This window comes from Pseudomonas sp. NyZ480 (assembly GCF_029537255.1).
In the GTDB taxonomy this organism is placed as follows: Bacteria; Pseudomonadota; Gammaproteobacteria; order Pseudomonadales; family Pseudomonadaceae; genus Aquipseudomonas; species Aquipseudomonas taiwanensis.
Window position 1 is genome coordinate 1,139,648 of the sequence record NZ_CP120626.1, and the last position, 21,835, is coordinate 1,161,482.

Annotated in this window: 18 protein-coding genes; 11 read left to right on the forward strand and 7 right to left on the reverse strand. The window is 61.5% G+C overall.

What is annotated here, in order from left to right:
- Window positions 1-163: 163 nt before the first annotated feature.
- From lepA to P3R38_RS05190, 9 genes are all read left to right on the forward strand, one after another.
- Complete coding sequence (lepA, locus tag P3R38_RS05150) at window positions 164-1,963, forward strand: translation elongation factor 4 (protein ID WP_027908115.1); 1,800 nt, start codon at window positions 164-166, stop codon at window positions 1,961-1,963.
- 5 nt (window positions 1,964-1,968) lie between these two features.
- Window positions 1,969-2,823 carry a signal peptidase I gene (lepB, locus tag P3R38_RS05155; protein WP_023378972.1) on the forward strand — a complete coding sequence of 285 codons (855 nt, stop codon included), beginning with the start codon at window positions 1,969-1,971 and terminating at the stop codon, window positions 2,821-2,823.
- A gap of 161 nt (window positions 2,824-2,984) precedes the next feature.
- Entirely contained in the window at window positions 2,985-3,674 is a 690-nt protein-coding gene (gene rnc / locus P3R38_RS05160) for a ribonuclease III (protein ID WP_023378974.1), read from the forward strand.
- The gene (gene era / locus P3R38_RS05165; RefSeq protein ID WP_023378976.1) at window positions 3,667-4,569 is read left to right on the forward strand and encodes a GTPase Era; all 903 of its coding nucleotides are present in this window, start codon (window positions 3,667-3,669) and stop codon (window positions 4,567-4,569) included. The genes rnc and era overlap by 8 nt, the downstream gene beginning before the upstream one ends.
- 124 nt (window positions 4,570-4,693) lie before the next feature.
- Window positions 4,694-5,377 carry a DNA repair protein RecO gene (recO, locus tag P3R38_RS05170; protein WP_023378978.1) on the forward strand — a complete coding sequence of 228 codons (684 nt, stop codon included), beginning with the start codon at window positions 4,694-4,696 and terminating at the stop codon, window positions 5,375-5,377.
- Window positions 5,378-5,420: 43 nt separating this feature from the next.
- Window positions 5,421-6,161 carry a pyridoxine 5'-phosphate synthase gene (gene pdxJ / locus P3R38_RS05175; RefSeq protein WP_023378980.1) on the forward strand — a complete coding sequence of 247 codons (741 nt, stop codon included), beginning with the start codon at window positions 5,421-5,423 and terminating at the stop codon, window positions 6,159-6,161.
- A gap of 197 nt (window positions 6,162-6,358) precedes the next feature.
- On the forward strand, window positions 6,359-7,576 hold the full coding sequence (locus P3R38_RS05180; RefSeq protein ID WP_252189429.1) for an alpha-xenorhabdolysin family binary toxin subunit A: 1,218 nt from the start codon (window positions 6,359-6,361) through the stop codon (window positions 7,574-7,576).
- A gap of 12 nt (window positions 7,577-7,588) precedes the next feature.
- On the forward strand, window positions 7,589-8,584 hold the full coding sequence (locus tag P3R38_RS05185; RefSeq protein ID WP_202675913.1) for an alpha-xenorhabdolysin family binary toxin subunit B: 996 nt from the start codon (window positions 7,589-7,591) through the stop codon (window positions 8,582-8,584).
- A gap of 65 nt (window positions 8,585-8,649) precedes the next feature.
- Window positions 8,650-9,795 (forward strand): alpha-xenorhabdolysin family binary toxin subunit A, encoded by a 1,146-nt coding sequence (locus tag P3R38_RS05190; protein ID WP_277686881.1) that lies wholly within the window; start codon window positions 8,650-8,652, stop codon window positions 9,793-9,795.
- A 35-nt stretch (window positions 9,796-9,830) separates the two neighbouring features.
- Here the strand turns inward: P3R38_RS05190 and cmoB are convergent, their stop codons facing one another.
- From cmoB to P3R38_RS05225, 7 genes are all read right to left on the reverse strand, one after another.
- The gene (gene cmoB, locus P3R38_RS05195) at window positions 9,831-10,787 is read right to left on the reverse strand and encodes a tRNA 5-methoxyuridine(34)/uridine 5-oxyacetic acid(34) synthase CmoB (protein ID WP_202675914.1); all 957 of its coding nucleotides are present in this window, start codon (window positions 10,785-10,787) and stop codon (window positions 9,831-9,833) included.
- On the reverse strand, window positions 10,784-11,527 hold the full coding sequence (cmoA, locus tag P3R38_RS05200; RefSeq protein WP_277686882.1) for a carboxy-S-adenosyl-L-methionine synthase CmoA: 744 nt from the start codon (window positions 11,525-11,527) through the stop codon (window positions 10,784-10,786). The genes cmoB and cmoA overlap by 4 nt, the downstream gene beginning before the upstream one ends.
- An 88-nt stretch (window positions 11,528-11,615) precedes the next feature.
- Window positions 11,616-12,008: a protease inhibitor I42 family protein gene (locus tag P3R38_RS05205; protein WP_023378986.1), complete on the reverse strand. Its 393-nt coding sequence runs from the start codon at window positions 12,006-12,008 to the stop codon at window positions 11,616-11,618.
- Between the two features lie 109 nt (window positions 12,009-12,117).
- Window positions 12,118-14,538, reverse strand: a complete 2,421-nt coding sequence (lon, locus tag P3R38_RS05210; RefSeq protein ID WP_023378987.1) for an endopeptidase La — start codon at window positions 14,536-14,538, stop codon at window positions 12,118-12,120.
- A gap of 202 nt (window positions 14,539-14,740) precedes the next feature.
- Window positions 14,741-17,152, reverse strand: a complete 2,412-nt coding sequence (locus tag P3R38_RS05215) for a glucose/quinate/shikimate family membrane-bound PQQ-dependent dehydrogenase (RefSeq protein WP_023378988.1) — start codon at window positions 17,150-17,152, stop codon at window positions 14,741-14,743.
- A gap of 43 nt (window positions 17,153-17,195) precedes the next feature.
- On the reverse strand, window positions 17,196-18,530 hold the full coding sequence (locus tag P3R38_RS05220; protein ID WP_027908118.1) for a carbohydrate porin: 1,335 nt from the start codon (window positions 18,528-18,530) through the stop codon (window positions 17,196-17,198).
- Window positions 18,531-18,770: 240 nt separating this feature from the next.
- On the reverse strand, window positions 18,771-20,813 hold the full coding sequence (locus tag P3R38_RS05225) for a TonB-dependent receptor (RefSeq protein WP_104882895.1): 2,043 nt from the start codon (window positions 20,811-20,813) through the stop codon (window positions 18,771-18,773).
- Between the two features lie 155 nt (window positions 20,814-20,968).
- On the opposite strand from P3R38_RS05225, the gene P3R38_RS05230 reads away from it, so the two are divergent.
- Both P3R38_RS05230 and P3R38_RS05235 read left to right on the forward strand, forming a co-directional pair.
- Window positions 20,969-21,190 carry a VF530 family protein gene (locus tag P3R38_RS05230; protein ID WP_023378991.1) on the forward strand — a complete coding sequence of 74 codons (222 nt, stop codon included), beginning with the start codon at window positions 20,969-20,971 and terminating at the stop codon, window positions 21,188-21,190.
- A 1-nt stretch (window position 21,191) separates the two neighbouring features.
- Entirely contained in the window at window positions 21,192-21,833 is a 642-nt protein-coding gene (locus P3R38_RS05235; protein WP_186598794.1) for a Pr6Pr family membrane protein, read from the forward strand.
- Window positions 21,834-21,835 lie beyond the last annotated feature (2 nt).

The following is a 21,835-nucleotide window of genomic DNA, read 5'->3' on the forward strand; positions in this document are numbered from 1 at the left end:
GTGCCGGCCGGCGACAGGGCCGGGGTAGGCCACCCAGGCTATTTGCATTTTTGCGCAACAATGTCAGCCGATCAGGAATCTCCCATATCCCTGCGGCTTGAGGTACAATTCCCGGCTATTTTTCGGCGGGCGTCCGGCTCGCAGCCTTTTCGAGTGTTGACCCGTGAGTGATTTGAGTCATATCCGCAATTTCTCCATCATCGCCCACATCGACCATGGCAAGTCGACGCTGGCAGACCGTTTCATCCAGATGTGCGGTGGCCTGTCGGCACGCGAAATGGAAGCCCAGGTCCTCGATTCGATGGACCTCGAGCGCGAACGCGGGATCACCATCAAGGCCCACAGCGTCACGCTCAACTACAAGGCGCAGGACGGTAAGGTCTACCAGCTCAATTTCATCGACACCCCCGGTCACGTCGACTTCACCTATGAAGTCTCCCGTTCGCTGGCCGCGTGCGAAGGTGCGCTGCTGGTGGTGGATGCCGGCCAGGGCGTCGAGGCCCAGTCCGTGGCCAACTGCTACACCGCCATCGAGCAGGGCCTCGAGGTCATGCCGGTGCTGAACAAGATGGACCTGCCCCAGGCCGACCCTGACCGCGTCAAGGACGAGATCGAGAAGATCATCGGCATCGACGCCACCGACGCCGTGGCTTGCAGTGCCAAAAGCGGCATGGGCGTCGACGAGGTGCTCGAACGCCTGGTCCAGACCATTCCCGCGCCGGAGGGCGATATCGACGCGCCGCTGCAGGCGCTGATCATCGACTCCTGGTTCGACAACTACCTGGGCGTGGTTTCCCTGGTGCGTGTGCGCCATGGCCGTGTCAAGAAAGGCGACAAGATCCTGGTCAAGTCCACCGGCAAGGTGCACCTGGTCGACAGCGTGGGCGTATTCACCCCAAAACACACCCAGACCGCTGATCTCAAGGCCGGTGAAGTGGGCTTCATCATCGCCAGCATCAAGGACATTCACGGGGCACCGGTCGGTGACACCCTGACCCTGTCCACGACCCCCGAGGTCGAAGTGCTGCCAGGCTTCAAGAAGATCCAGCCACAGGTTTACGCCGGTCTGTTCCCGGTCAGTTCCGATGACTTCGAAGACTTCCGCGACGCGCTGCAAAAGCTCACGCTCAACGACTCTTCGCTGCAGTACATGCCAGAAAGCTCCGACGCACTGGGCTTCGGCTTCCGTTGCGGCTTCCTCGGCATGCTGCACATGGAGATCATCCAGGAGCGCCTGGAGCGTGAATACGACCTGGACCTGATCACCACGGCGCCAAGCGTAATCTACGAGCTCGAACTCAAGACCGGTGAGACCATCACCGTCGACAACCCGTCGAAGCTGCCAGACGTCTCGGCCGTGGCTGATTTCCGCGAGCCGATCGTCACCGCGACCATCCTGGTTCCGCAAGAGCACCTGGGTAACGTCATTACCCTGTGCATCGAAAAACGCGGTGTCCAGCGCGACATGCAGTTCCTCGGCAGTCAAGTCCAGGTGCGTTACGACTTGCCGATGAACGAAGTGGTGCTGGACTTCTTCGACCGCCTGAAGTCGACCAGCCGTGGCTACGCGTCGCTGGACTATCATTTCGACCGCTACCAGTCGGCCAACCTGGTCAAACTGGACGTGCTGATCAACGGTGACAAGGTCGATGCCCTGGCACTGATCGTGCACCGTGACAATGCGGCCTACAAAGGCCGTGCGTTGACCGAGAAAATGAAGGAGCTGATTCCTCGGCAGATGTTCGACGTGGCGATCCAGGCAGCCATTGGTGGCCAGATCATCGCGCGTACTACCGTCAAGGCACTCAGAAAGAACGTACTGGCCAAGTGCTACGGTGGTGACGTCAGCCGTAAGAAAAAGCTGCTGGAGAAGCAGAAGGCTGGTAAGAAACGCATGAAACAGGTCGGTAACGTGGAGATTCCACAGGAAGCCTTCCTCGCCGTGCTCAGGTTGGATAGCTAGGTCCTATGTCGCTAAATTTCCCGCTGTTGCTAGTGATTGCCGTTGTCGTCTGCGGCCTCTTGGGCTTGATCGACCTGCTGTTCCTGGCCCCGCGCCGGCGGGCAGCGGTCGCCAACTACCAGGGCAGTGTCAGCCAGCCTGAAATGGCCGTGGTCGAACGACTGAACAAGGAGCCGTTGCTGGTCGAGTACGGCAAGTCGTTCTTCCCGGTGCTGTTCATCGTGCTGGTGCTGCGCTCGTTCCTGGTCGAGCCGTTCCAGATACCTTCGGGGTCGATGAAACCCACGCTGGAAGTGGGTGATTTCATCCTGGTGAACAAGTTCTCCTACGGCATCCGCCTGCCGGTGATCGACAAGAAAGTGATCGAAGTAGGTGACCCGCAGCGTGGTGATGTCATGGTGTTCCGCTATCCAAGCGACCCGAACGTCAACTACATCAAGCGAGTGGTTGGCCTGCCGGGCGACCAGATCCGCTACACCAACGACAAGCGGCTGTTCGTCAACGGCCAGCTGGTTGCCGAACAGTTGGTCGGCACCGAGCCAGGCACCTTGGGCAGTGCGCAACTGTACAAGGAGAAGCTGGGCGAGGCCGAACACCTGATCCGCAAGGAGATGAGCCGTTATCGCATGCCGCCGGACCAGCAATGGACCGTACCGGCTGGCCATTACTTCATGATGGGCGACAACCGCGACAATTCTAATGACAGCCGTTACTGGGACGATCCGAACATTCCGAGGGAACTGCACGGCATGGTTCCGGACCGGAACATCGTCGGCAAGGCCTTCGCGGTCTGGATGAGCTGGCCGGAGCCCAAGCTGAGCCACTTGCCCAACCTTTCGCGGGTCGGCTTGATCCATTGATACCCATCGGCGCTGTCCAGCAGACAGCGCCGAATGCATTTCTGACATAGGCTGTGTTCTCAGGGATGGAGAGATTCGCCGTTCATGGCGACGGACCACAGCCAAACAGTCTTTCAGGATGTTGATTTGAACAACGCGTTTAACAACGAGCGGGTGGCTGCATGAGTGCTTCCCTTACCCGTCTGGAGCGAAAGCTCGGATACACCTTCAAGAACCAGGAGCAGATGCTGCTGGCCCTGACCCATCGCAGCTATGCCGGGCGCAACAACGAGCGCCTGGAGTTCCTCGGCGACGCCATTCTCAACTTCGTGGTGGGCGAGGCGCTGTTCGAGCGCTTCCCCCAGGCCCGCGAAGGCCAGCTGTCGCGCCTGCGAGCCCGCCTGGTCAAGGGTGAGACCCTGGCCCGCCTGGCCCGAGGCTTCGACCTGGGTGAATACCTGCGCCTAGGGTCGGGTGAGCTCAAAAGTGGCGGTTTCCGCCGTGAGTCGATCCTGGCCGATGCCCTGGAAGCGCTGATTGGCGCGATCTACCTGGATGCGGACATGCAGACCGCCCGTGAGCGCATTCTCGACTGGCTCACCGACGAGTTCGATGGCTTGACCCTGGTCGATACCAACAAGGACCCCAAGACCCGCCTGCAGGAATTCCTGCAGTCGCGTGCCTGCGAGCTGCCGCGTTACGAAGTGGTGGACATCCAGGGCGAACCGCACTGCCGCACGTTCTTCGTCGAATGCGAAGTGGTGCTGCTGAATAACAAGAGCCGCGGCCAGGGCGTGAGTCGGCGTATCGCCGAACAGGTCGCCGCCGCCTCTGCATTGATCGCCCTGGGCGTGGAGAATGGCAATGACTGATAACAACCCGACCCGTTGCGGCTATGTCGCCATCGTTGGCCGCCCAAACGTGGGCAAGTCGACCCTGCTCAACCACATCCTCGGCCAGAAGCTGGCGATCACCTCGCGCAAGCCGCAGACCACCCGCCACAACATGCTCGGTATCAAGACCGAGGGTGACGTACAGGCGATCTACGTCGACACGCCTGGCATGCACAAGGCCAACGACAAGGCCTTGAACCGCTACATGAACCGCAACGCGTCGGCAGCCCTGAAAGACGTCGATGTGGTCATTTTCGTGGTTGACCGTACCCGTTGGACCGACGAGGACCAGCTGGTGCTCGAGCGCGTGCAGTACGTCACCGGCCCGGTCATCCTGGCGGTCAACAAAACCGACCGGATGGACGAGAAGGCCGAACTGATTCCGCACCTGCAATGGCTGCAGCAGCAGCTGCCGAATGCCGAGATCGTGCCCATCTCCGCTCAGCAGGGGCACAACCTGGAGTCGCTGGAAGCACTGATCGCCAAGCATCTTCCAGAAAACGAACACTTCTTCCCGGAAGACCAGATCACCGACCGCAGCAGCCGCTTCCTGGCCGCCGAACTGGTCCGCGAGAAGATCATGCGCCAGCTGGGCGCGGAGCTTCCGTACCAGATCACCGTCGAGATCGAAGAGTTCAAGCAGCAAGGGCATGTGCTGCACATTCACGCGCTGATCCTGGTCGAGCGTGATGGGCAGAAGAAGATCATCATTGGTGACAAGGGCGAGCGCATCAAACGCATCGGTTCCGATGCCCGCAAGGACATGGAAGTGCTGTTCGATGCCAAGGTGATGCTCAACCTCTGGGTCAAGGTCAAGGGCGGATGGTCGGACGACGAGCGTGCTCTGCGCTCGTTGGGTTACGGCGACCTGTAATCCCTTCAGGCGGCCAGCACCTCTCTGTGGGAGCGGGTTCACCCGCGAAAGCGTCAGTGAATCCACTGCAGCGTTCGCGGGCGAACCCGTTCCCACAGGCACATCTGGCCTTTAGAGAGTTCTGATGGAACAACCTGCCGCCCAGCCGGCCTACGTGCTGCACAGCCGCGCTTACAAGGAAACCAGCGCACTGGTCGACTTCTTCACGCCGCAAGGGCGTGTACGTGCCGTGCTGCGCCGTGCACGCGGCAAGGGTGGCAGCCTTGTGCGCCCATTCGTGCCGTTGGAAGTAGAATTGCGCGGACGCGGCGAGCTGAAGAACGTTGGGCGCCTTGATACAGTCGGGATTGCCGCCTGGTTGCATGGCGATGCGCTGTTCAGTGGCCTGTATCTGAACGAGCTACTGATGCGCCTTTTGCCTGCCGAAGCCCCTCAACCCGAGTTGTTCGAGCATTACGCCCTGACCTTGCAGGCACTGGCGGCCGGGCGTCCGCTCGAGCCCTTGCTGCGTTCGTTCGAATGGCGGCTGCTCGAAGACCTCGGTTATGCCTTCGCACTGGACCACGATGTCAACGACCAACCCATCGTTGCGCAAGGTTTCTACCGCCTCCAGGTCGAGGCTGGCCTGGAACGGGTTTATCTGGTGCAGCCTGGGTTGTTCAACGGCAACGAGCTGCTGGCCCTGGCTCAAGCCGACTGGGACGCACCGGGTGCGCTGCTGGCGGCCAAGCGCCTGATGCGCCAAGCGCTGGCGGTGCACCTGGGGTCAAAGCCATTGGTTAGCCGGGAACTGTTTCGCAAGCGCTGAGCACGTCGTATGCTGTGGGGCTACATCTTCAGGAGAGCCTTTCGTGACTCACAGCAACCGCATGCTTCTCGGCGTCAATATCGACCATGTGGCGACCCTGCGCCAGGCCCGGGGCACGCGCTATCCCGACCCGGTCAAGGCCGCGCTGGACGCCGAAGAGGCGGGCGCCGACGGCATCACCGTTCATCTGCGCGAAGACCGCCGGCATATCCAGGAGCGTGATGTCGTGCTGCTCAAGGATGTGCTGCAGACCCGCATGAACTTCGAGATGGGCGTCACGGAAGAGATGATGGCCTTCGCCGAGAAGATTCGCCCGGCGCATATCTGCCTGGTACCGGAAACCCGTCAGGAGCTGACCACCGAAGGTGGCCTGGATGTGGCCGGCCAAGAGGCGCGGATCAAGGCAGCAGTCGAGCGCCTGTCGCGCACCGGTGCCGAAGTGTCGCTGTTCATCGATGCCGACGAGCGGCAGATCGAAGCCTCGCGTCGCGTTGGTGCACCGGCCATCGAGTTGCACACCGGTCGTTATGCCGATGCCGAAACACCGACCGAAGTGGCAGACGAGCTCAAGCGCATCGTCGATGGCGTCGCCTTCGGCGTTGGCCAAGGGCTGATCGTCAACGCTGGCCATGGCTTGCATTACCACAACGTCGAGGCGGTGGCGGCAATCAAAGGCATCAACGAACTCAATATCGGCCACGCCTTGGTCGCGCATGCATTGTTCGTCGGCTTCAAGGCCGCTGTAGCAGAGATGAAGGCGCTGATCGTGGCGGCTTCGCGCTGATTCTTCCTTCTCATCGCCGGTAGTCCGAACCTCTAGAGACAGGTTGACCGGCGATGGCACCCCGCGATTGAAACGGGTCCGGCCCTTCGGGCCAGCGGCCCACCGCTGCCTTCCTTCATGCAGCGGCATGATCACCGTCCCCCTCGTTAGCCACCAGCCCCTGTCGGATCAGGAAAGCCTGCCCGCTGCTGTGGTGCATGACGATTGCCGTACTTTGCCCTGACCGAGCCAATGTAGGGCTCGTATACAGGGGCGAAATCATGAATGAACAATGGGCTGACTATGAGCTGCTTCAACAGAAAGCTGCTAAATACCCGCAAGCTGTAGTGAACGGCTTGGCCTCGCTCGATGGTGAGGGCCAAGGCGGCCTGACGCTCAGTCGCGAACACATCCTCACGCTCAATCGCTATGCCAATTTTGTCTTCGCGTTGCCCTCCAGCCGCGACAACCTGGAGCGTTGGTTGGGCTACAAGCAAATCGAAGAGCCCGAACTTACGCCCGAGTCCATGGACGAGCTGTTCGAGAGCCTGCGCACTCATGCCCGTACATGGGCGCCGCTGTCGGACAGGAGCAAGAAACTGGCAGCCGGGCTTTCTTCCACCGCTGCTTCGATCAACGCGGCCGGTGAAGGCATCCTCGAAGAATCCCGGCGTGCGGTGGGCGAGGTCAAGCACTGGGAGAAGCTCCTGCTAAGCACTCCGGTGAAACTGGACGGCCCAGGCAGGCAGTCAGTTTCGCTACTCGTCGTTTACATGGGCATTCTCAAGGAGGATGTGCAGTGGTATGCGCAGCAGGTGGAAAGCGTAAGGCTCGAAACCGAGAGCTTCCGGGACATCGCGCGTTTCGAGCTGATTCCCGCGGTTAAGCAAAAAGGCCATGCAGTCGAGCGAAAGCAGGGTGACAACCAGGTAGAGAACCTGCGCGAGCAGCTGAAGTTGCTCGACCAGGACATCACTGCACTTAGCACTGAGTACGATCAATACGTGAAGCTGGCGTTGGGTGGCCTGGCCGTTGGCCCCATCGGAGCGGCAATCACCGGGGGAATATACGGCAGCAAAGCGGAGAAAGTGCGCAAAGAGCGCAAGAAGCAGCAGGAGGAGCGCCGTAAAGTCAGCGATCAGTTGCGTCTGCGGGTGAATCTTGAGGGCCGCATGGAAGAGTTGGCGACGTTTGTCGGCGAACTCGACACCCGACTGCAAGACGTGGTCACCGCTGCTTCCCACCTGCAAACGGCGTGGGACACCGTAGGTTCCTATATCGATGCGTCGATCGAAAAGCTCGAAAGCATTTCCGACAACAAGCAGTTGATCAGGTTCTCTTTGTATTTCCGCCAGTTCCTCGCGCAATGGAAACATATCCAGGAAAAATCCCTGCAATTAACCCAAATCTTCGACGATGCAGCCTCGGCCCAATAAGGTGAAACGACCATGAACGACAACGTCCACGTCCTGCCCATGACTGCCGATGCGCCCGAGCTCGGCAAAGTGCTCGCGGCAACACGAAGCTACACCGAGGTGTGGCAGAAGGGTCAATTGAAGTTTTCGACACCGCTCCAGGAAAACCTGGAGCGACACATGAGGCTGTTCACCCATTGCATCGATCAAACGGTGCGTAAGGCCCAAAGGCTGACTGCCGAGCTGGATAACGAAGCGTTGAGCGATATGCTCGCCAGCCTCGGTAGTGGTCACGACAGTGACGTTCTCGCCATAGCCGCAGAAGAGCGAGATACGGTGAAATCGCGACTGGCTGATCAAATATCCCATTTGGGCAGAGAGCTCCAGGCGCTCGCTACGTTGCCTTTGCTGGTCGGTACAGCCGATCAGGAGCGATTGAACAAGCAGCAGCAAAACCTGGTCAGGACCCACGCCCAGTTGGTGGAAGAGCATGATCGGGAGCAGCAGAACAAGGAGACGGTCGAGAAGGCCATTGCCACCTTGGAAGCCAATGGACTGCAGACGCGATTCGGTGGTGTGGTCCCTTCACTCGACGATCTCGGCAAACTGGCCGTTCCGGGTGGTGAAACGGTCGTCACCGTCGAGGCTGTCTCCAAAGCCGTCGAACAGCTTCAAACCCTGCTGGGCGATGTCGTCGAAGGTATGCGCTACACCCAACTGCAGCAGGAGCGCCGCAACATCGGTGAGCGCGTGCGCAAGCTAGCCGTTCAGGTCAGAGAACTCGTACAGCGCCAGGCAACGGTGACGCAGAGGCTTGCTGCACTGGAAATGCTGCCGATGCTGCAGGAGCAACGCACGGATTGGGCATCTGGCATGACGGTCGTCAGGCAGGCTCTGGGCAATTTCCACACCCATTTGGAGCGCGCTCCGATCGGTGACGGCGAGCAATTGCGAGTACTCAATGGGCTCTTCAAGCAATTGCTGACCTACCAGCGCCAGCTGTTGGAGCAACACCGTCGCGCGCTTTGAGGGCGCCCATCATGTCGCGCTCTGCGGAGCGCGATTTCTTTGCTATCGACGTCAATTGAAGACTCATGAATCCACGTACGTTGCCTTTCGAAGAGCAGCAGATGAAAGCGATCGTCCTGCCGGGTGAACTGATCCAGGCCATGGATAATCGAGATGGGCAGGGTTCTGCGGGTTTGATCCTTACGGCCGAATCGCGGTCGACGATCAGAAACTACAGCGAACGCATGCGCGTATTGCCGTCCACGCTGGCGCAAACCATCGCGTGGCTGGGGTACGACAGAATCACCGAGCCAGAATTGGCTCCCGAACGGATGTTGGGCCTGTTCAAACACTTGGCGTTGCATGCCCGTACATGGTTGATCCTCGACACGCAGTGCCTGGCTGTCACCACCGCCCTTGCAGAGCATGCCAGGCAGGTCGAAGCGCTCGGTGCCCAGGTGCTGGACCTTGCTGCACGCACACGGGCAATGGGCATCGATCGCGCATCCTGGGCCACGTTGCTTTCAGCGCCGGAAATGGACCTTGGCCCTCGGGACCTGCAATTGCTCCGGTCAATGGCTGACCAGTTGATGTGGCTGCACGGGCAAATCGACGATTTTGATCAACAAGTCGATGGGGTTCGCCTGGGACTCGAGAATTTTCGCGACCAGGCGCGCTTCACACTCAGGCCAGCGGTGTTCGAAAAGTGCCGTGCGGCCAAACGATTCTCGCTGGCGCCGGACGCTGAAGACCTCGAGTGGGAGTTGAGTCGCTTGGACGGTGAGATTCTAGACGTCCGTCATGATTACAGATCCTTCTCCAAGCAGTCGACATTGGGCTGGCTAGGTGGACCGTTCGGAGCCATTATCAGCAACTCGATCTATGGTGCAAAGGCCAGAAAGGCCCGCGCCCAGCTGCATGAGCTGGAGCTGCGGCACCGTCAGCTCAGCCAACGGCTGGCGGAGATCCAGCGGGTGAGCGGTCGCGTCAATGAGCTCAATGCATGCATGGGCGAATTGGAGATCGACTTATGGGACGTGGTGCTGGCGTCAGGGCATCTGCACACGACCTGGCAGACCATCGAGGCCTACCTGGAAAGTTCCGTGGTCCGGCTCGGCAGGATGAACACCCGTCAGGAACTGGTGGTGTTCATCCTGCACTTCCGCCAGTTCCTGGCACAGTGGAGCGGAATCGGCAGGCATGCGGGGCAGATGAGGAATATCTTCGCGTAGGCCAAAAAAACCGCGACGACCACGGGGGTTGCGTTTTACTTGCGGGCCACCAAGGTTGCCCGACGTGGGGCTGGCAGGCCTTCGATGGTCAGGCTGTGGTCGTGGGGATCGAGAAAATCGCTCAGCGACTGATAACGCATCCACTCGGTGCTGCGCTGCTCTTCGATGGTGGTCACGCTGACATCGACACAGCGTACGTCACTGAAGCCCGCCCGGCGCAGCCAGCGCGCGAGCGCAGGCACCGAGGGCAGGAACCAGACATTGCGCATTTGCGCGTAGCGGTCCTCAGGCACCAGCACCTGTTGTTCATCGCCTTCCACGACCAACGTTTCCAGCACCAGCTCGCCCCCTTTGACCAGGCAATCCTTGAGAGCCAGCAAGTGCTCGATCGGCGAGCGGCGGTGGTAGAACACGCCCATGGAGAACACCGTATCGAAGCCTTCCAGGTTGGCTGGCAGGTCTTCGAGGGCGAAGGGTAGGTGCCAGGCCGGCAGTCCTGGAAGGAATCGCTGCACCGCCTGGAATTGGCAGAAGAACAGCCAGTTGGGGTCGACGCCGATCACCATGTCGGCGCCAGCGCCGAGCATGCGCCACTGGTAGTAACCATTGCCACAACCCACGTCGAGCACGCGCTTGCCCTTGAGGTCCAGGTGCGGGCTGACACGCGACCACTTCCAGTCCGAGCGCCATTCGGTATCCACATGAACGCCGAACAGGTTGAACGGCCCCTTGCGCCAGGGCGACAAGCCCATCAGCGCCTGGCGCACCTGGGCGCGGGTCGCGTCGTCGCAGGCGCAGTCCAGACGCAGGCCGTCGACCAGGTCGATTTCGCTAGGCTGCAGGACGGGCAAGGCATCGAGGGCGCCGCGCCAGCGGTCGAGGTCACCGTGGCCTTTTTCCAGCTTGGCATCCAGCTGTGCTTGCAGGCCCTGGGACCAGGTAGCGAGGGGCGTACCCGCCAAGCGGCGGACCAGAGGGGAAAGATCGATCATGGCAGGGCTATCAGTGAGGCGAAGTTGAGGCATTGGAACCAAGGCACGACCTTGGAGAAGCCAGCGGCGTGCAGACGTTCCTGGTGGGCCTGGAGGGTATCGGGCTTCATCACGTTTTCGATGGCACTGCGTTTCTGGGCGATCTCCAGTTCGCTGTAGCCATTGGCACGTTTGAAGTCCAGGTGCAGCTCATTGAGCAGGGTTTGCTCCTCGTCATCGGTGAACCGCAGTTTCTCCGACAGGATCAGCGCGCCGCCCGGCAGCAGGGCCTGGCGGATACGGCCGAGCAACACCAGGCGTTGGTCAGGGGCGATGAACTGCAGGGTGAAATTCATCGCCACCACCGAGGCCGGCTCGAAGGGCAGGGCCAGGATATCGGCTTCCAGCACCTGTACCGGCAGCAGTTCCTGGAACATCGAGTCCTGAGCGGTAAGGTATTGGCGGCAGCGCTCGACCATGGCCGCCGAGTTGTCCACGGCGATGACTCGGCAGCCATCGCTGCGCACGTGACGGCGCAGGGACTGGGTCACAGCGCCTAGCGATGCGCCCAGATCGTACAGCGCGGTATTGGGCTGGGCGAAGCGCGCGGCCAGCACGCCGAGGTTCTCGACGATGGTCGGGTAGCCGGGCACCGAACGCTTGATCATGTCCGGGAATACCCGCACCACGTCTTCGTTGAAGACGAAGTCGGGCACCTGCTCCAGAGGCTGGGCGAATAGGCGGTCGGGTTCTTTGCTCACGGTGGATCCAGGCGCTGGCGATAGACAGGGCCGGCATTCTAGCCAAACCGCGGCGAGGATGCATGGTTGGCTGACCAGCGCTGTGCGATCACTTTACCCGAATGGCGCAATCGAAGGTCTGGACAGGCCTTACTTCGGGAGCCCAGGGTTGTTGGTAGACCAGGACCAGGTGGCCTTCGCCAGCTGACTTGGCCTGGAAGCGCCAGGTCGACAGGCCGGAACTGCCGACGATGCCAGCGTCCTCAGGGTCGCTGTAAACCTCGGGGCCGAGGCTGCGCAGGATGTCCGACGCTGGGTTCTGCACCAGCCAGCGGTAGCCGGTGGTGGGGTTGCTGGGCAGGGTGAGGGTGAGCGATTGACCGACCTGAAGGCGCTTGGGGCATTCGCTTTCAGCGTCCAGTTCGACGGTTTGTCTGGGCTGCTGGGCGCAGGCGGTGAGCAGGGCAAGGCTCAGGGGAACGAGTAGACGAGGGACGGTCATGGTGGCTCCGGAGGCTGGCGTTGGCCTGAGGATAACCGATGATCGCGCGGTTTTGTGCCACTTGTGCCGGCCTCTTCGCGGGCTTGACCCGCGAAGGGCGCACTATCGGTCAGAACAACACTTTGGCGACATCGGCGAAGCGTTTGGCGAAATGCACGGTCAGCCCTTCACGCAGGTAGTCCGGCAGCTCCTCGAAGTCTCCACGGTTGGGCTCCGGCAGAATCAGCTCGAAGATCTTCTGCCGCCGCGCCGCGATCACCTTCTCGCGCACCCCGCCGATAGGCAGGACCTGGCCAGTGAGGGTCAACTCGCCAGTCATGGCCACGCCTTTCTTCGGTGCCTGGTCGCGAGCCAGCGACAACAAGGCGCTGGCCATGGTGATACCCGCACTTGGACCGTCCTTGGGCGTGGCCCCTTCCGGCACGTGCAGGTGGATGAACGCTTCGTTGAAGAACGCTGGATCACCACCAAACTGCTTGAGGTTCGAGCTGACGTAGCTGTAGGCAATTTCGGCGGACTCTTTCATCACATCGCCCAGCTTGCCGGTCAGCTTGAAGCCGCGGTTCAGGGTGTGGATGCGGGTGGCCTCGATCGGCAAGGTCGCACCGCCCATGCTGGTCCAGGCAAGCCCGGTTATCACGCCCTTGCCGGCCAAAACCTGTTCGCTGCGAAACACCGGCATGCCCAGGGCAGGCTCAAGGTCTTTGTTGCCGATCTTCAGCTTGGCGTCAGGGTCATCCAGCAACTTGACCACCGACTTGCGCACCAACTTGCCCAGTTGCTTCTCCAACTGCCGTACACCGGCCTCACGGGCGTAGCCTTCGATCACGGTGCGCAGGGCGCTGTCGCTGATGCTCAGGCTGGCCTTGGCGACGCCGGCTTTTTCCAGTTGCTTGGGCCACAAGTGGCGCTTGGCGATGGCCAGTTTTTCCTCGGTGATGTAGCCAGACAGGCGGATCACTTCCATCCGGTCGAGCAGCGGGCCGGGGATCGAGTCCAGCGTGTTGGCGGTGCACACGAACAGCACCTTGGACAAGTCCAGGCGCAGGTCCAGGTAGTGATCGAGGAAGTCGACATTCTGCTCCGGGTCGAGGGTCTCAAGCAGTGCCGAGGCCGGGTCACCCTGGTAGCTTTGACCCATCTTGTCGATTTCGTCGAGCATGATCACCGGGTTCATCACCTCGACCTCTTTCAACGCCTGCACCAGTTTGCCTGGCTGGGCGCCGATGTAGGTGCGGCGGTGACCCTTGATCTCGGCCTCATCGCGCATGCCGCCGACGCTGAAGCGGTAGAACGGCCGCCCCAAGGATTCGGCGATGGACTTGCCGATGCTGGTCTTGCCCACGCCAGGCGGGCCTACCAGCAGCACGATGGAGCCGCTGATCTCGCCTTTCCAGGCACCGACGGCGAGGAATTCGAGGATGCGTTCCTTGATGTCATCGAGGCCGGCATGGTGCTGGTCCAAGACCTTGCGGGCGTGCTTGAGGTCGAGCTTGTCCTTGCCGTACACGCCCCAGGGCAGGGCGGTGGCCCATTCCAGGTAATTGCGGGTGACGGCGTACTCGGGCGAGCCGGTCTCCAGAATCGCCAGCTTGCCCATTTCTTCGTCGATGCGTTTTTTCGCCTGCTCCGGCAGGGTCTTGCCTTCCAGGCGCTGTTCGAACTGCTCCAGGTCGGCGCTGCGATCGTCCTTGGTCAGGCCCAGCTCCTGCTGGATGACCTTGAGTTGCTCCTTGAGGAAGAACTCACGCTGGTGCTCGCCGATCTGCCGGTTGACCTCGGCGGAGATCTCGTTTTGCAGGCGTGCGACCTCGACTTCCTTGCGCAGCATGGGCAGGACTTTTTCCATGCGTTTGAGCATGGGCACGCAGTCCAGCACTTCTTGCAGCTGATTGCCGGTGGCGGAGGTGAGCGCTGCGGCGAAATCGGTCAGCGGCGACGGGTCGTTGGGGCTGAAGCGGTTGAGGTAGTTCTTCAGCTCCTCGCTGTATAGCGGATTGAGCGGTAGCAGTTCCTTGATCGCATTGATCAGGGCCATGCCGTAGGCCTTCACCTCATCGGTAGGCTCGGTCGGTTGGCGCGGATAATCGACCTCGACCAGATACGGTGGGCGGTGGTGCTTGAGCCAGGTGCGAATGCGCACCCGGGTCAGGCCCTGGGCGACGAACTGCAGCTTGCCGTTCTCGCGGCTGGCGTGGTGCACCTTGACCAGCGTGCCGTACTGCGGCAGGGCGGAGGTATCGAAGTGGCGATGGTCTTCGGGTGGCGTGTCCATGAAGAACAGTGCCAGGGAGTGGTGCGGTGTCTTGGCCACCAGGTCGAGCGTTTCTGCCCAAGGCTCTTCATTGACGATGACCGGCAGGACTTGGGCCGGGAAGAACGGGCGGTTGTGAATCGGGATCACATAGACCTTGTCCGGTAACTGCTGGCCGGGCAAGGCGAGGGCGTGGCCAGTGTTGGCCTGGGACTGAAGGTGTTCGACTTCGCTGTGTTCGTCGGGTTGTTCCGGGAAATCCTGCTGGTCGCTCATGGGGCACCTGCGTAAATGACTATGGTGCTTAGATGGGGCGGGGGGGAATGGGTTTCAATGGTGTAGGAGCGCCCTTGTGTCGCGCAAGGCTCGTTTAGCAGCCCCAGTTCCCCGGCCGGTAGCGTGACCTCGGGGTTGCTGGGCAGCCCTTTCGCGACACAAGGCCGCTCCCACAGGCGTGGACCTGGGGGAGCGGTGGTGCTTACTCCGAGAGTTTGTAAGCGATGATGTAATCGCCCATCTTGGTGCCCAGCGAGCCATGGCCGCCAGCCGTGACCAGCACATACTGCTTGCCGTCCTTGCCGGTGTAGGTCATGGGGGTGGCCTGGCCACCTGCTGGCAGGCGGGACTTCCACAGTTCCTTGCCGTTGTGGGTGTCGTAGGCGCGCAGGTACTGGTCCAGCGTGCCGCTGAGGAAGCCGACGCCGCCAGCGGTGACGATCGACCCGCCCATGCTCGGCACGCCTACCGGCAGGCCGATCGGAATCGGCGTGCTGTCACGGGTGGTGCCGTTCTTGTGCTTCCACACGACCTTGTTGGTGAACAGGTCGATGGCGGCTACATAACCCCAGGCAGGCGCCTGGCACGGAACGCCCAGTGGCGACATGAACGGGTGCATGATCACGGCATACGGAGCGCCGGTGTTCGGCTGCACGCCGCTGGTCTCGCTTTCGCGCTTGCTACCAGCGGCAACTTGCTCGCGTGGCACCATCTTTGAGACGAAGGCCATGTAGTTCGGCGAAGTGAACAGCAGCTGGCGCACCGGGTCGACGGAAACGCTGCCCCAGTTGAACACACCGACGTTACCCGGATAGACCAGCGAACCCTGCTCGGACGGTGGGGTGTACTGGCCCTCGTAGCGCAGCTCACGGAACTGGATACGGCACAGCATCTGGTCGAACGGGGTGGCGCCCCACATGGCCTGTTCGGTCAGCTCGGGGCCGAGGAGGTTGAGGTCCGAACGCGCCTGGGTCGGTGCCGTGTGGTCGCCCTTGACTGCGCCTTGCGGCACCGGGATCTCGCGGATCGGCACGATCGGGGTGCCGTCGCGGCGGTCCAGGACGTACAGGCTGCCCTGCTTGGTCGGCACGATAACCGCAGGCTTCACGCCTTCCTTGGTTTTAAGATGAACCAGGGTCGGCTGGCTGCCCACGTCCATGTCCCACAGGTCGTGGTGGGTGAACTGGTAGTTCCAGCGAGCCTTGCCGGTGGCCAGGTCCAGGGCGACGATACCGGCGCTGTACTTCTCGGCGCCTGGGGTACGGTTGGCGCCCCATTGGTCAGGCGTCTGGTTGCCCAGCGGCAGGTAGATCATGCCCAGGTCTTCATCGACGCTGGCGATCGACCACATGTTGGCCGAGTTGCGGCTGTAGGTCTTGCCAGGAGCCAATGGCTTGGTGTCGTCCGGGTTGTTGCTGTCCCAGTTCCACACCAGGTGGCCGTCGTGCACGTCGTAGGCGCGAATCACACCGGAAGGCTCGTTGGTCGACTCGTTGTCGGTCACGTGGCCGCCGATGATCACCAGGTCACGGGTGATGGCTGCAGGCGACGTGGAGTAGTAGCCGCCAGCGGTGAACGGACCGATGCCGGTGGTCAGGTCGATCACGCCCTGGTTGGCGAAGCCTTCGCAGACTTTGCCGTTGTCGGCGTTGATGGCGATCAGACGCGCGTCGGCGGTCGGCAGGTAGAGGCGGCGTGGGCACGCCTGGGCAACAGCCTGGCCGGCATCCGAGATTTTCGGCGCAGGGCTGCCGTCGCGGCTGACGTAGCGGTTTTCGTCATAGTACGAAACGCCACGGCAGGTCATGTGGGCAAAGCCCTTGAAGGTGCCTACCGGGCTTTTCACCTGAGGGTCGAAACGCCAGATTTCCGCGCCAGTGTCCGGGTCCAAGGCCAGGACCTTGCTGTGAGCGGTGCAGGCATAGAGCATGCCATTGACCTTCAGCGGCGTGTTCTGGTTGGTCAGCTCAACAGGGTCGTTTTCCGTCGGCAGGTCGCCGGTACGGATACGCCAGGCCTCCTCCAGGCGATAGACGTTCTGCGGGGTGATCTGGCGCAGGGGCGAGTAGCGGTCGCCATGCTCGGTGCGGCCATAGGCCTGCCATTCACCGTCAGGCATGTCCGGTGCGGCGCTGGCCATTTCGCTGCTCTCGCGGCCCAATTCGCCGAACACTTCGCCAGGGTGGGTAAACTGGCTGGCCAGGGCGCAGGCACCAGAGGCCACGACCGCGACGCTGAGCAGGGCGGTATTGGCTTTCGAAGCTGGGCCGGTCAAGGGGCGGCGGGCCCACGGCAGCAGCAGAAGCACGCCAATGGCGAACCAGATGGCCAGGCGTGGTACCAGTTGCCACCAGTCCAGGCCGACTTCCAGCAGGGCCCACACCGTGCTGCCGAGCAGCACCAGGCCGTATAGCCCCAGGGCGATGCGCCGTTTGGCCAGCAGCAGGATGCCGGACAAGGCGAAGCCGATACCGGCGATCAGGTAATAGAGCGATCCCCCCAGCTGGCTCAGCTTGATGCCGCCTGCCAGCAGGGCCAGGCCCATCAGCAATAGCAGCACGCCCAGAAGGCGCGGCAGCCAGCGGGTTCCGTTCTTGGCACCGTCAGTGCTCATCGTAGGTTCTCCGTTAGGTCAAAAAGTGATGCAAATGCGTCGATCAGAAACTGCTTTGGATCTTCAGGCCGCCAATCAGGGCGTCCTCGACCTGCGACACCCCGCCCGGATGGCGGATGTACTGCAGGTTCGGGCGCACCGTGAGCCAATCGGCCAGGTGGATGCCGTAGTAGAGTTCGGCGCTGTACTCGGTGTCCTGTACAGGCAGGAAATTCGGGTTGTCATAGTCATCGAGGCCGGCGGCCTGGTTGGCCAGGCGGGCGTTCTTGCGGTAGCCGGGATTGACGTGCACGCGGGCGAGGGCGAAACCGATGTCGTCCTTGGCGCGGGCGTCGAATGGGCCCTTGTAAACCAGTCCTGCCTGAACATAGTTGTCGATGGCATTGGTCTTCTTGTCGTGCATGGTGGCGTTGGCGAACAGGCTCAGGCCACGTGACTGGTCGGACGCCAGCGATGTCACCTGCTGTTGAGCGCCAAGCCAGAAGCCATGCTTGCTCGAACGGCTGCGGTAGGCGGCGCCGCTCAGGGCTGCCGGCTGGCCGTTGCTGTCCTTGAGAACGTCCTGAGCCTTGGCATTACTGTAGTAGTACCCGGCGCGATATTCCCCTTTAAAGCCATTGAGTCTTGGGGTCCACACCAGTTCCACCGGCATCACCGCACCTTGGGTGCCGCTTCCGCTGAGCTTGAAGCCGTTGCCGGATTCGAGGTTGGAAGGGTTCTGCTCGAACACCCCGACCTGCGCGTACAGCTCGCTGTTGAGGTTGTAGCGCACACGCAGCGCCCACTGGCTGACTGGCCAGTTGTACCAGATGCCGCCCACCCAGTTGCCCACCTGCGAGCCGCAGAACGCCAGGTTCTGGAAGTCGCACGGGAAGCTGTTGAAGTCTTCGCCTTCGCCGAAGCGGCCGAATTTCACATCCAGAGCACCGTCGAAGTATTTCTGCTTGATCCACAGTTGGGTCAGCCGCCAGGTTTCGCCTCGACCCCAGACTTCCTGGGCAGAAGTGAAGCCGCCGACCCGTGGGTCGTTGATACGGTCGTTGCTGATGTTGTCGCCGTGGCGTTCGGTGAGGGTCAGTTGCAACTCGGTGTCTTGCCAGCCGAGGATTTTTTCCAGGTTCATATGGCTGGCGAAGGTGAACTGGTCGCTGTAGCGTGCGGTGCGGTCGTGGTCGTAACCACCGTGCAGGTTGCTGCCCATCTCGCCGGTGTAGCCGAGGGTGAAGTCGTAGCCTTTTTCCAGCAGTTCGCTGCGGGTGCCCCCCCAGTCACCGAGCATCCAGGGAGAGTCGCTGGCGAACATGTCGTTGGCGCAGGCGTTGCTCGCGAGTGCAGTGAGGGCAAGGCCGATGTAACAGTTTTTGGGCAGTTGGAGCATGAGATAGCGCTATCTTTTGATTATTGAAAAAACGGCAAGCGCACCAAAGGGCGGGCCCTTCGATGAGGATGGAGACAGGGTTCGGTAGATGAAGCGATTCAGCTTGCGGTGTGGAGGATATAGAGGAAGTTGTAAGAAAAAAAGACAAATTGTCGCAGTTGATTGTTGTCGAGTTTGCAACAGTCCGGCCCTGCCGGAGCGGGCTTGCCGGCGATAGGGGCGCAAAGCGCCCCCGCGACCTCAGAACGAAGTGCGTAATCCGACTTCCACGCTGCGCCCAGGGGCCGGTGCGATATCGCGCAGGATCGAACTGGCGTAGCGCACCGTCTGGTCCGTCAGGTTCTCGCCCCGGACGAATGCCAGCCACTGACTCTGCCCGATATCGAACCGGTAGCCGACGCTCGCGCCCAAGGTGGTGTAGCCATCGGTGCGGGTTTCATTGGCTGGCTTGCGATGTTGCGCTGCCGCATGTTGTACATCCACCCTTGCTTGCCAGCGGTCCAGTTCCCACACCAGGCCGCTGTTCAGTCGCAGTGGTGCGATGCGGGGCAGGGGTTCGCCACTGTCGAGGTTCTTGGCTCGGGTGTAGTCGCCGGACAATTCCAGGGCCAAATTGCCGTAGCGGTTCTCGGCCAGTTGCCAACGATCCTGGGCTTCGATGCCGTAGAACCGCGCTCGTACCCCTTGGTACTGGTACTCGGGCAAGCCTTCGTCGTGGTCATGGTCATGATCATCGTCGCCATGGTCGTGATCATGGCCTTCACGCAGATTGCCCGTGCCGATCAGGCCGATGTAGTTGCGGAAGTGGCTGTAGAACACCCCCACGCTGCCCTTGTGGGTGCCATTGTCGAAGCGCAAGGCCAGGTCGGCGGAAATGGCTTTTTCCTTGTTCAGATTGGCGTCGCCGACTTCGAAGGCGCCGGTGGCCACATGGGCGCCATTGGCGTACAGCTCGTAGAAGGTCGGAGCGCGTTCGGTGTAGCCAAGGTTCGCGGCCAGCGACCAGTAGGGGTCGAGCTGGTACACCGCACCCGACGATAGGCTCCAGGCATTGAACGTGCTGGCGCTGTCGGCGTTGGCGAAGTTGTCGTTGCCTTTGGCATCCGGCTCGACTCGTGTGTGCTCGAGGCGTGCGCCGAGGCTCAGGTTCAGACGCTCGCTGGCCTGCCATTGTTCGAGCAGGAACAGTGCCAGGCTGTCAGTATCGGTATGTGGGACGAAGGCTTCCTCGCCCAGTGCGGAGAATTCATTGCGGTTGACTTGCGCGCCGATCACGCCTTCGACCGGGCCGATAGGCTGGTGGCGGGCCTCGACCCGCGCTTCGTAGCCTTTGTTCTTGAAGGTGGTGTGCACCTCGCCTTCTTCAATCTCGCTGTGTTCGTAGTCGGTGTAGCCGGCATCGACCTTGATCGAGCTGAAGGGGCCTTCCAGATCACGGACTTCGGTTTCGAAACCGTAGTGATCCTGTTTCATGTCCAGGCGCACGCCGGACTCGGCCACCGAACCGTAATTGCTGTCGTAACGGCTGTAGGACATGCCGGTGTAACCGTGGTCCCAATGGTAGGCGCCTCCGAGGGCGCCGCCGTCCTGGCGCCCATCGCTGTTTTCCAGGCGGTGGCGGCTGCCGGGGTCGTCGCTGTCACGGACTTTGGAGCTACGTGCATAACCGGGTATGCGCAAGTCGTTGAACTGTCGGCTGCTGGCATCCAGATGCAAGGCGAAGGTCCCGTCGCCGGCCTCGAGCTTGCCGGCGCTGCTGCGAGTGGTATCGGCGCCGCCGTAGCGCAGTTCACCCGCGCCATGAATGCCTTCGATGGGGGTAGCGGGGATGCGGTTGTCGAAGGTGTTGACCACGCCGCCGATGGCATTGCCGCCGTACAGCAAGGCAGCGGGGCCGCGGACGATTTCGATGCGGTCGACGTTCACCGGATCCAGCGGTACGGCGTGGTCGTAGGACAGCGACGAGGCATCCAGGGCGCCTACGCCATTACGCAGGATGCGGATGCGGTCACCATCGAGGCCGCGAATGACTGGGCGGCTGGCACCAGGGCCGAACCAGGTGGAGGCGACCCCAGGTTGTTTGTTGAGCGTTTCACCGAGGCTGCCGTGCTGCTGTTGCAGCAGTTCGTCACCTTCAAGGATGGTGCTAGGGGCTGCCATCTGTGGGTTGCCCAGTGGGTTGGCGGTGATGACCTGGGGTTCGAGTTCAACGGCATGGCTGCTGGTTGAAACCAGCCAGAGCGTGGCGGCGAGGGGGGTTAGGCGTAAAGGTGAGCACAGCATGGGGATGTGACGGTCCTTGGCAGATAACGTTACTGTTATAATATAACGTTTCTATTTGATCATGCAGTGGCCTGTTATGGCTAGCGTTATGTGCGGGCTGCTCTGGCCACTACACTCGTGTAAGGTGCGCATCTTTCCCACGCTGGAGCACTGGCATGAGCACGGCCCAACACAACGCGCTGCACGGCAAGACCTTGGAGCAGATCCTCACCGAGCTGGTGGCGCACTACCAATGGCAGGGGCTGGCCGAGCGCGTGGATGTGCGCTGTTTCAAAAGCAACCCGAGCATCAAGTCGAGCCTGACCTTCCTGCGCAAGACGCCCTGGGCGCGAGAAAAGGTCGAACAGTTGTACGTGAAATTGCAGCGCCAGGCCTGACATGCCGTGTCGTCCCTGGTTGACCCTGGCGGCGGTGCTGGGCTGGGTGGGCCTGTCGGTTCAGGTACATCTGGTACTGCTGGCGCGCTGGCAGGAGCAGGCCAGCCTGATCGGCGGCCTGGTCAATGTATTCGGCTATTTCACGGTGCTGACCAACACCTTGGTGGCGACGGTGCTCAGCTATGCAGCCTTTGGCCGTGATTCAGGTGCCAAGCGTTTCTTTCTGTCACCCTCGGTAAGTTCCGCGGTGGCGGCCAGTATCGTGCTGGTGGCGATCGCCTACAGCCTGCTACTGCGCCATCTGTGGCAGCCCGAGGGTTGGCAATGGTTGGCGGACGAGTTGCTGCACGACGTCATGCCGCTGCTGTTCGTCCTGTATTGGTGGTGCGAGGTGCCCAAGGGGCGCTTGCGGCTTCGGCATCTGGCGGCCTGGGCACTGTACCCGGCAGCCTACTTCGCCTATGCCTTGTGGCGGGGCAATGAAATCGGCGTCTACCCCTATCCATTCATCGACGTGGCCAGCTTGGGTTACAGGCAGGTCATGTTGAATGCGTTGGGAGTGTTGGCAGGATTCTGGGGCATTGGCCTGGTGCTGCTCGGCCTGGACCGATGGCGGGGGCGGCGAGTGCCTGCGTCGGTGTAGGG